General features: G+C 65.8%; 6 protein-coding genes and 1 riboswitch. Of the genes, 4 read left to right on the forward strand and 2 right to left on the reverse strand.

All coding sequences use genetic code 11. The features are described from left to right. Positions 1 to 48: 48 nt before the first annotated feature. Positions 49 to 5445, forward strand: coding sequence for a calcium-binding protein (locus tag LQT98_RS24020; protein WP_269325962.1), 5397 nt, complete (start codon positions 49 to 51; stop codon positions 5443 to 5445). A gap of 50 nt (positions 5446 to 5495) precedes the next feature. Here the strand turns inward: LQT98_RS24020 and LQT98_RS06950 are convergent, their stop codons facing one another. Both LQT98_RS06950 and LQT98_RS06955 read right to left on the reverse strand, forming a co-directional pair. Then, on the reverse strand, positions 5496 to 6677 hold the full coding sequence (locus tag LQT98_RS06950) for a DUF1501 domain-containing protein (protein ID WP_231461636.1): 1182 nt from the start codon (positions 6675 to 6677) through the stop codon (positions 5496 to 5498). Between the two features lie 11 nt (positions 6678 to 6688). Continuing rightward, positions 6689 to 8200 carry a DUF1800 domain-containing protein gene (locus LQT98_RS06955; protein ID WP_231461641.1) on the reverse strand — a complete coding sequence of 504 codons (1512 nt, stop codon included), beginning with the start codon at positions 8198 to 8200 and terminating at the stop codon, positions 6689 to 6691. 152 nt (positions 8201 to 8352) lie between these two features. Continuing rightward, positions 8353 to 8447, forward strand: a riboswitch (TPP riboswitch). 45 nt (positions 8448 to 8492) lie between these two features. On the opposite strand from LQT98_RS06955, the gene LQT98_RS06960 reads away from it, so the two are divergent. The 3 genes from LQT98_RS06960 to LQT98_RS06970 all read left to right on the forward strand — a co-directional run. Next, the gene (locus LQT98_RS06960; RefSeq protein ID WP_231461637.1) at positions 8493 to 9506 is read left to right on the forward strand and encodes a thiamine ABC transporter substrate-binding protein; all 1014 of its coding nucleotides are present in this window, start codon (positions 8493 to 8495) and stop codon (positions 9504 to 9506) included. After that, positions 9506 to 10054, forward strand: a complete 549-nt coding sequence (locus tag LQT98_RS06965) for a GNAT family N-acetyltransferase (RefSeq protein ID WP_231461638.1) — start codon at positions 9506 to 9508, stop codon at positions 10052 to 10054. The genes LQT98_RS06960 and LQT98_RS06965 overlap by 1 nt, the downstream gene beginning before the upstream one ends. Before the next feature lie 41 nt (positions 10055 to 10095). Beyond that, positions 10096 to 10854, forward strand: a 759-nt coding sequence (locus tag LQT98_RS06970; RefSeq protein ID WP_231461639.1) for an ABC transporter permease, incomplete at its 3' end; no start/stop codon positions are given.

The raw sequence follows: 10854 nt of genomic DNA on the forward strand, positions 1-10854 counted from the left end.
AATCGTAGTGCGTGATGACACAAACAAATATTGATAAGGAAACAAGTTATGACGACAAGCGTAACGGGCAGCGACCTGGGCGGCGTGCTGGAAGGCGGCCCGCAGGACGATGTGCTCAAGGGCGGTGCCGGCAACGACACCTTGAACGGCTATGACGGCAATGACTTGCTGCAGGGCGGCGTCGGCGACGACGTGCTCAACGGCTATGCAGGCAACGACACGCTGGAAGGCGGCGCCGGCGACGATTTGCTCAATGCCGGCAGCGGCAACAATGTGTTGGCCGGCGGCGAGGGCAACGACACCCTGATCGGCGGCGCGGACAAGGACATCTATCTGTTCAATCTGGGCGACGGTTTCGACACCATCACCGACAACGCCCAGGACAAGCGCGACGCGGCGGATACTGATCCGGCCTACCGCGACGAGCTGCGCTTCGGCCCGGGCATCCGCCCGGAAGACATCCAGCTGGAGCATGTGGGCGACGATTTGCTGCTGTCGCACCGCAACGGCGACGACGCGGTCACCATCAAGGGCTGGTTCGCCGACAAGAGCTTCTGGATCGAGCGCATCGTATTCGCCGACGGCGGCGAATGGGGCATTAACGATCTGGCGCAGCGCGTGATCGTGCAGACCGGCAGCGAGCGCAAGGAAATCCTTAACGGCTGGCTGGGCAAGGATCATCTGATCGGCCTGGGCGGCAACGACGTGCTGAACGGCCGCGGCGGCGACGATCTGCTGGACGGCGGCGCCGGCAACGACAAGCTGTTTGGCGAAGACGGCAACGACACCTTGCTGGGCGGCGACGGCGACGACACCCTGGACGGCGGCAGCGGCAACAATGTGCTGCACGGCGGCCGCGGCAACGATCTGTTGATCGGCGGCGCCGGCGCCGATGTTTACCTGTTCAATCTGGGCGACGGCGTGGACGTGATCCGCGACGCCGGTGGCGTGGACGTGTCGGTGAAAGACGAAATCCGTTTTGGCGCCGACATCCTGGTCAAGGACGTCAGCGTCAGCCGCCAGGGCGACAACCTGGTGCTGATCCACGTCAACGGCAGCGACCGTTTGGTGGTGGAAGGCTATTTCGCCAGCGCGTCCAGCCGGATCGAGCGCATCGTGTTCGCCGAGGGCGTGGTCTGGACCCAGGCCGACATCAAGCTGACCCAGCTGGGCGGCAGCGGCAACGATACCTTGATCGGCTGGGAAGGCAGCGATCTGCTGGACGGCGGCGCAGGCAATGATTCGCTGATCGGCGGCGGCGGCAACGATACCTTGATCGGCGGCCTGGGCAATGATGTGCTGGTCAGCGGCGGCGCGGGCGTCAGCGTGCTGATCGGCGGCGCGGGCAACGACACCTTGGTGGGCGGCGCCGGCGCGGAGATTTACCAGTTTGGCCTGGGCGACGGCGCGGACGTGATCGCCGCGCACGGCGTGGACGTCAGCGTGACCTTGCAGGACCGCATCGTGTTCGGCGTCGGCATCTCGGTGGACGATATCCGGGTGGAACGCCAGGGCGACGACATCGTGCTGATCCACGCCAACGGCAGCGACTCCATCACCATCCAGGCGGGCTTCAGCCTGGAGCATGGCTGGCATGGCCAGATCGTGTTTGCCGACGGCAGCGTCTGGCTGGGCGCGGAACTGGCGCAGAAACTGCTGGAAGTGCAGACCGGCGGCGATGACGACGATCTGCTGCTGGGCTCCGGCCAGTCCGATCTGTTGGACGGCGGCGCCGGCAACGATACTCTGATTGGCAACGGCGGCGAGGACACGCTGCTGGGCGGCGCCGGCAACGACCAGCTGCAAGGCGGCGTCAGCGGCCACGCCACGATGGAAGGCGGCGCCGGCGACGATGTGCTGATCGGCAACAAGGGCCGCGAAACCTTCGTCTTCGGCGTGGGCGACGGCCGCGACCTGATCAATTACGGCTCCCAGGTCGGCAAGATCGCCGCCTTGAGCGCCAACGATGAAATCCGTTTCAAGGCCGGCATCAGCGCCAAGGACATCCGCGTGCTGCGCGCCGGCAATGATCTGCTGCTGCAGCACGTCAACGGCCAGGACAGCATCCGCGTCAAGAACGGCCTGGTCGACAAGACCGGCTGGGCCGGCGTGGTGCTGTTCGCCGACGGCTCCAAATGGAGCGCGGCTGAACTCTTGACCATGGTGGTGGCCGCGGGCGGCACCAGCGGCAAGGACGTGCTGACCGGGGGCAAGGGCGGCGATCTGCTGGACGGCGGCGACGGCGACGATACGCTGATCGGCGGCGGCGGCAACGACACCCTGAAAGGCGGCGCCGGCAACGACGTGCTGATCAGCAGCGGCGGCGGCACGGCGATCCTGGAGGGCGGCAAGGGCAACGACACCCTGCAAGGCGGCAGCGAACACAATATCTATGTGTTCAATCTGGGCGATGGCAACGATGTGATCATCAACAACTCGCTGAACGTATCGGTGGGCGTGAGCAGCGAAATCCGCTTCGGCGCGGGCATCGCGGTGACCGACATCACCGTGGTGCGCATTGGCGACGACGTGCTGTTGCAGCATGTCAACGGCAGCGACTCGGTGCGCATCCAGGGTTGGTTCAGCAGCCAGAGCATGCAAGTTGGCAGCGTGGTGTTCGCCGACGGCGGCAGCTGGACCTCGGTGCAGATCAATCAGTTCGTCAACGGCGTCTATGTGGGCGGCAGCGGCAACGACGCCTTCCACGGCGGCAGCGGCAGCGATCTGCTGGAAGGCGGCGACGGCGACGATACCCTGATTGGCGGCGGCGGCAACGACACCTTGCGCGGCGGCAACGGCAACGATGTGTTGATCGCCACCGGCAGCGGCACGGTGATTCTGGACGGCGGCAAGGGCAACGACACCCTGCGCGGCGGCGCGGACCGGAACATCTATGTGTTCAATCTCGGTGACGGCAGCGATCTCATCATCAACAACTCGCTGAACGTATCGGTGGGCATGAGCAGCGAAATCCGCTTCGGCGCGGGCATCGCGGTAACCGACATCACCGTGGTGCGCGTCGGCGACGACATCGTGTTGCAACACGTCAACGGCAGCGACTCGGTGCGCATCCAGGGCTGGTTCAGCAGCCAGCTGTCCCAGGTGGGCAGCGTGGTGTTCGCCGACGGCGGCAGCTGGACCGCTGTGCAGATCAATCAGTTCGCGGCGGGCATTTTCATCGGCACCAGCGGCAACGATGTCCTCAAGGGCGGCAAGGGCCATGACCTGCTGGACGGCGGCGACGGCGACGATGTGCTGATCGGCGGCGGCGGCAACGACACCTTGAAGGGTGGCGCCGGCAACGATGTGTTGATCAGCGCAGGCGGCGGCGTGTCCATTCTGGAAGGCGGCAAGGGCAACGACACCCTCAAGGGCGGCGGCAGCCAGGATATCTACGTCTTCAATCTGGGCGACGGCCGCGACGTGGTGATCAACAACTCGCTGAACGTCAGCGTCAGCCACCAGAGCGAAATCCGCTTTGGCGCCGGCATCTCAGTGACCGACATCACCGTGGTGCGCGTTGGCGACGATGTGTTGCTGCAACACGTCAACGGTGTGGATTCGGTGTTGATCCAGGGCTGGTTCCTCAGCCAGAGCAACTGGGTGGGCGGCGTGGTGTTCGCCGACGGCAGCAGCTGGACCTCGGTGCAGATCAACCAGTGGGCCAGCGGCATCTACATCGGCACCGCCGGCAATGATGTGTTGATCGGTGGCGCGGGCGGCAGCCTGCTGGACGGCGGCGCCGGCAACGACACCCTGATTGGCCGTGGCGGCAACGACACCTTGAAGGGCGGCGCAGGCAACGACGTGCTGGAAGGCGGCGCCGGGCGCAATGTCTATATCTTCAATCTGGGCGACGGCCAGGACACCATTCGCTATGGCGAAAAGGGCGTCAACCTCGCTTGGAGCAGCTACGACGAGATCCGCTTCGGCGTGGGGATTTCGGTGACCGACATCACTGTGGTGCGCATCGGCGACGATGTGGTGCTGCGACACAGCAACGGCGTGGACAGCATCACTATTCAGGCCGGCATGTCGGTGCAGAGCTCATGGTCCGGCAGCATCGTGTTCGCCAACGGCGGCAGCTGGAGTCTGCTCGAATTGATCAGCCTGGCGGCCGTTACCCTGAACGGCACCGACGGCGCGGATACGCTGAAGGGCGCCAAGGGCAATGACGTGATCTTCGGCCTGGCCGGTGATGACCAGTTGTTCGGCAATGAAGGCAACGACAGCCTGTTCGGCGGCGCCGGCAACGACACTCTATACGGAGGGGCCGGCAACGATCTGCTGGAAGGCGGAACGGGTAACGATAGCCTGTACGGCGAAGACGGCAACGACACCTTGCGCGGTGGGATCGGCAACGATCTGCTCAATGGCGGCAACGGCGCTGACTTGCTGGAAGGCGGCGACGGCAACGACACGCTGGTGGGCAGCGAAGGCGGCTACTGGCGCGAAGAAGGCGACACCCTGCGCGGTGGCGCCGGCAACGACGTGATGTCGGTTTCGTCCACCAGCTGGAACAATGTGTTCGAAGGCGGTACCGGCAACGACACCATGACGGGCGGCTATGCGCGCGACCTGTATCTGTTCAACCTAGGCGACGGTCAAGACCTGATCATCGACAAGGGGGATCCGAACCGGCCGGCCGGCGACTACCGCGACGAAATCCGTTTCGGCGCCGACATCAAGGAAAGCGACATCCAGGTGCTGCGCAGCGGCAACGACATGGTGTTCCGCCATGTCAACGGCCAGGACAGCGTGACGGTGAAAGACTGGTTCGCCGATCAGAGCAACTGGATCGAGCTGATCACCTTCGCCAGCGGCGTGAAGTGGACGGCGGAGCAGTTGATGCAGCAGGGCGTGCCTTTGGTGGGTTCCGAACTGGGTGACACGCTGCGTGGCGGCAACGTCAACGACTGGATGCTGGGCAACGGCGGCAACGACTCGCTGTATGGCGGCAACGGCAACGGCAACGATCTGTTGGAAGGCGGGGCGGGCGACGATGGGCTGTACGGAGAAGCGGGCAACGACACTTTGCGCGGCGGTCTCGGCAATGACGTGCTCGATGGTGGCGTCGGTGACGACACCTATCTGTTCGAGCGCGGCGATGGCCAGGACGGCATTACCGACGCTGGCGGCCAGGATGTGTTGAAGTTCGGCCAGGGCGTCAATGCCGATCAGCTGTGGTTCAAGCGCCAGGGCGCCAGCCTGGAGGTCAGCGTGATCGGCACTGAGGACAAGGTGTCGATTAACAACTGGTTCGGCAATGCGGCGAACCAGATCGAGACCCTCCAGTCCGGTGACGGCAAGGCGCTGGCGGCTAGCCAGGTGCAGGCGTTGGTCAACGCAATGGCGGCGTTCAATCCGCCGACAGCGGGCCAGATCAACCTGCCGGACAACTACCAGGCGGCTTTGCAGCCAGTGTTGGCGTCCAGCTGGAAGTAAATCGCTGAGTTGAGCGCAGTAGACGGCCGGCCCCTGGGGGCCGGCTTTTTTCATGTCCTCAGAATGGGCAGGGGAGTGAAGCGGCCGCCCAGCGCATTGTGGGCGTCCTTGCCCCACCAGCTCTGAATGGCGGTGGCGTAGACCTGGCGGAAGTCTATCGCGTAGGGCAGGTTGCCGTCGCTGACGCCGGCCAGTTGCGGACTCTGTCCGTACAGGCCGCCACGCACGCGCCCGCCGCTGGCGAAATGGACGTTGGCGGTGCCGTGGTCGGTGCCGCGGTTGCCGTTCTCGCGCGGGCGGCGGCCGAACTCGGCGTAGCTGAGCACCAGGGTGTCGTCCCAGCGTCCCTGTTGCTGCAATTGCGTGCGCAATAAGGCGATGCCATCGGCCAGCTCGGCAAGCAGACGCGCCTGGGTGGGCGGCTGGTTGCCGTGGGTGTCGAAGCCGGTCAGGGTGATGCGGGCCACGGCGATGGACACCCCGCGCGACAGGGTGTCGGCCAGGGTGGACACCGCTTGGGCGAAGGCGCCGGCCGGCCGGGGCGCGGCCATCGGCGAATCCGCCGCGGCTATCGGCTTGGCCGGCTGGCCCAGTTCGGCGGCGGCCTGACGGATATCGCCCTCCACCTTGAGAATGTGGCCCAGCGCGCCGCCAGTGCCGGCGTGCCCCTGATCCGCCGCCAGCTTGGCCTGGCGCGCAAAGTCCTGCGGGCTGGTCAGCACCACCGCGCGCGCGCCGCCGTCCAGCGGCCCCAGCACCTGGCTGGATAGCACCACGCCGTCGGCGGCGAAATCGCGCGGCGTCGGCTGTTCACGGAACAGCCGGCTCAGCCAGCCCTCGCTCAGGTATTGCTGGCTACTGGATGCGGTTTCCCAGATTTCGATGGAACGGAAGTGGGATAGATTGGGGTCGGGATAGCCGACGCCCTGCAGCACCGCCAGTTCTTGCTGCTGCCACAGCGGGCGCAGGCTGGCCATGGCCGGGTGCAAGCCCACTTGCTCGCTCAGCGGGATCACCTGTTCGCGGGGAATGGCGATGCCGGGGCGCAGCCGGTAATAATCGGCGCTGGCGTAGGGCACCATGGTGTTGAGGCCGTCGTTGCCGCCCTTGAGCTCGATCAGCACCAGCAGGCGGCGGTAGCCGGCGGGCGCCAGCGCCCAGCTCAGATTGGGCAGTACCGAGACCATCAGGCCGCCGGCCATGGCTTTGAGGAATTGGCGTCGTTGGAACATGGCGGGAGCTCTCAATGGACTTGGTAAACCGGGTCCAGCAGCAGCGGAGCGATCGCTTGCGCGCCGCTGAGCGACTCGGGCAAAGGGTTGGCCGGCGGCAGCGCCAGCAGCAGCTTGGCGGAGTCCTGGGCGCTGCGCACCTGGTAGATGGCGCTCCATTCGTCCGGCTGCAGCTTGAGCGAGCGCAGGCCGGCGGCCACCAGCCGGTTGATGCGCGCCTCGCGGCCCTTCATTTCATCCATGCCGCCGTCCGGCAAGGCAAAAGCGTTGCGCGCCGGCGCGGCGTCGTGGGCGATGCGGTCAAGGAACTGCTTGCGGCTCAGCAAGGTGGCGCTATTGATCCAGGCCTCGCCGCCGGGCCAGCCCTTGACGTTGGGCGGCGCGAACACATCCTGGCCCAGTTGGCGGTTGAGGCCGGCCAGCGCGCGCCAGTCCGGCGGGCTGAGGTCGAAGGTGACCAGGGTGCCTATGGTCAGCTCCAGCGGCGATTTCACCAATTGACCCTGGCTGCTCCAGAACTGCGGGCTCAGCAGCAAGGCGCGCAGCAAGGGCTTGATCTCGTAGCGGCTGTTGCGGAAATTCCTGGCCAGCCGTTTGACGGTGGCCGGGTCGGGCTTGGGCGAGACAAAGGCCTTCCACAGCTTGGCGGTGATGAACTCGGCGGTGGCCGGTTGCTGCAGCAGCAGATCGAGCACGGCGTCGCCGTCGAAGTTGCCGCGCTGGCCGAAGATCAGCTTGTCGCCGTCGTCGTGCAGCTTGGGGCGATTGACGAAATGGTCGTCGCGGTCCAGGCCCCAGCCGGTGAAGGCGCGCGCGGCTTCGCGGATGTCCTGCTCGCTGTAATGGCCTTCGCCCAGGGTGAACAGCTCCATCACCTCGCGCGCGAAGTTCTCATTGGGCTGGCCCTTGCGGTTATTGGCGGTGTCCAGGTAACGCATCATCGCCGGGTCGCGGGCGACGGCGTGCAGCATTTCGCCGAAATTGCCCAGCGCATAGCGGCGCAGCAACAGGTTCTGCTGATACATCATTTGCGGCGAGCGCACCTTGTCCAGCGCGGACACGAAATGGTTGTGCCAGAACAAGGTCATTTTTTCGCTGAGCGGAGATGGGGTGTAGCGCATCTCGTTCAACCACCAGCCGCGTAGCTCCACCGCGTGTTCGGCGCGCAGTTTCTGCAACGCTTTCTTCTCGTCCTCGCTGAGATTGGCTTGGCCGGGGCGCTCGAAAGGCTCACCGGCCCAGCTTGGCGGCGGCGTGGCGGCGACGGCGCGGCTGCCCGCCAACAAGCGGTCCACCGCCGCCTCGCGGTCCAGCGGCGCGTAGACGGCGATCTGCGCCGGGTTGGCGCCGAAGCCGGTGCGGGACAGCAAGTGGCGCGCGCCGGCTTCGCCAATGCCGGCCTGGGCCAGCGCAGGCAGGATCAGCGCCGCCAACAGCCATCCGGCGGCCACGGCGCGGCGGCCGGCTTTGTGTGCTGCGCCGAAGTCTGCGGCGGTGCGTCGCCGCCGGTCCATCGTCAACATGAATTTCACGCCTGTTCTCCCCGCCGCGGTCAAGTATTGGCGAAAATGATGACTTCAGCTTAGAACGCGCATGTCATCGGCGTGTTAAGGCGCGGAGCCACTCTGTTAAGGATTGTTGGCTGTCAGCGGGCGGCCGCTGCGGTATACTGGCGCGCTGTCACCAGGGGTGCCCGCGGCGCGGGCTGAGAAAATACCCTGCAACCTGATCTGGGTCATGCCAGCGGAGGGAGCGTGATGCGCGGGTCTGGGTCCGCATTCCGCTTGCTCCGTCCTATCGTGTACGGAGATGTCCATGAAGCGCTTTTCCTCTTTGATAGCCGTCGCGCTGGCGGCATCCAGCCTGGCCGCGTCGGCGGCCGAGCTGCGCGTGCTGTCGCACAGTTCTTTCATCGTGTCCAAGCCCTTGCTGGCCGAGTTCGAGAAGCAGAACGGCGCCAAGGTGTCCATCATCAAGGCCGGCGATGCCGGCGAGATGCTGAACAAGCTGATTCTGACCAAGGCCAATCCCATCGCCGACGTGGTGTTCGGCATTGACAACAGCCTGATCGGCAAGGCGCAGCAGGCTGGCGTGTTGGCGCCGGTGCCGGCGGCGCTGGCCCAGGGCGGCAAGGCCGCCTTGCCCGGCGCGGTGAGCATAGACTACGGCTATGTCACCCTCAATTACGACAAGGCCTGGTTCGCCCAGCGCCAGTTGGCGCTGCCCAAGACGCTGGAGGATTTGACCAAGCCAGCCTACAAGAATCTGCTGGTGGTGCAGAATCCGGCGACGTCCAGCCCTGGTCTAGCCTTCCTGCTGTCCACCATCACCGCCATGGGCGAGGACAAGGCCTTCGCCTTCTGGGGCCGCTTGCGCGATAACGGGCTCAAGGTCAGCAAGGGCTGGAGCGAGTCCTATTACACCGACTTTTCCAAAAACGGCGGCAGCCGGCCGCTGGTGGTCAGCTATGCCACCAGCCCGGCCGCCGAAGTGTTCTACAGCAAGCAGAAGCTGAGCGACGCGCCCACCGGCAATCTGCCGCTGAAGGGCGGGGTGTTCCGCCAGGTGGAGGGCGCGGCCCTGGTCAAGGGCGGCAAGGAAGCGGCGTTGGGCGAGAAGTTCATCGCCTTCCTGCGCTCCGAGGCGGTGCAGAAGGATGTGACCACCACCATGTGGATGTATCCGGTGATGGACAAGGTCAGTTTGGACCCGGTCTACCGTTTCGCGGAGCAGCCTGCCGCGCACGATACGCCGGACAGCAAGGTGATTGCCGAACGTTCGCGCCAGTGGGTGGCGCGCTGGACCCGAGTTGTGTTGAAAGGCGCTTGATGATTGCCGATATTGAATCGCCGCGCTTGCTGCTGCGGCATCTGGATCCACGAGTATTGCGTTATTGCCTGGCCGGTGATCTGACGGCGGCGGCCGAGTTGTTGGGCACGCCGCCGGCGGCGGCATGGTTGGACGAACAAGCGCTGATGGCGCTGCGGCTGGACGATATCACCCAGGACCCGGCGTATGCGCCTTGGTCGGTGCGGGCCTTGTTGCGACGCGAGGACAGGGTGATGGTGGGGCATGCCAATTTCCACTCGCTGCCCGGTCATCCCTATCTGGGCGCTTATGGCGATGTCGAGCTCGGTTATACGATTTACCCGGACTTCCGGCGTCAGGGCTATGCGCGCGAGGCGGTGCTGGCGCTGGGCGGCTGGGCGGCGCAAGCCGGCGCGACGCGATTGGTGCTGTCGATCGCGCCGGACAATCTGCCGTCGCAGGCGCTGGCGGCTGGCCTGGGCTTCGCCAAGGTGGGGCAGAGCGCGGACGAGGAGGGGGTTGAGGACATCCTGAGCGCCTGCTGGCCATTGAAGGACGCGCGGTCTTGATCTTGAGTCGTCGGAGCCGCCTGCTGCTGGCGGCGCCCCCCTTGCTATTCTTGCTTTTGCTCTCACTGGCGCCGCTGGCGCGCTTGTTGCAGGAGGGCGGCCAGTGGTCGCCAGGGCTGCTGCTGGACCCGTATTTGCAATGGCGGATGCTTTGGTCGATCTTGCAGGGCGCCGCCACCTGCCTGCTGGCGCTGTTGTTCGGCGTGCCGGCCGCCTGGGCGCTGGCGCGCTTTCACTTCATCGGGCGCAGCCTGGCGCTGCGCCTGCTGATGCTGCCCTTCGTGATGCCCACCCTGGTCGCCGGCGTCGGCGTGCTGGCGCTGTTCGGTTCGCAGGGCCTGAGCGGACTGAATCTGCAGGACACGCCGTGGTTGTTGTTGTACGGCAATCTGTTCTTCAACCTGCCGCTGGTGGTGCGCGCGGCGGTGGACGGTTTCTCCCAGGTGCCGGCCAGCCGGCTGGCGGCGGCGCGCAGCCTGGGCGCCAGCCGCTGGCGCGCGTTCTGGCGCGTGGAGTGGCCGGCGGCGCTGCCCTGGCTGTTGCCCAATTTATGCCTGATTTTCCTGTATTGTTTCTCCGGCTTTGGCCTGGCCCTGTTGTTGGGCGGCCAGCGCTATGCCACGGTGGAAGTCGAGATCTATACGCTGGTGGCGTATGAACTGAACCTGGCGGACGCCGGCGCGCTGGCCTTGCTCAGCCTGCTGGTGGCCGGCGGCATCGCCGCCGTCTACGCCTGGCTGGAAGCGCGTCTGGGCGTGCCGGCGCGCAGCGAGCCGCTGCCGCCGGCGCCGGCACGGGCT

This window comes from Chromobacterium aquaticum (assembly GCF_021129195.1).
Classification (GTDB): domain Bacteria; phylum Pseudomonadota; class Gammaproteobacteria; order Burkholderiales; family Chromobacteriaceae; genus Chromobacterium; species Chromobacterium aquaticum.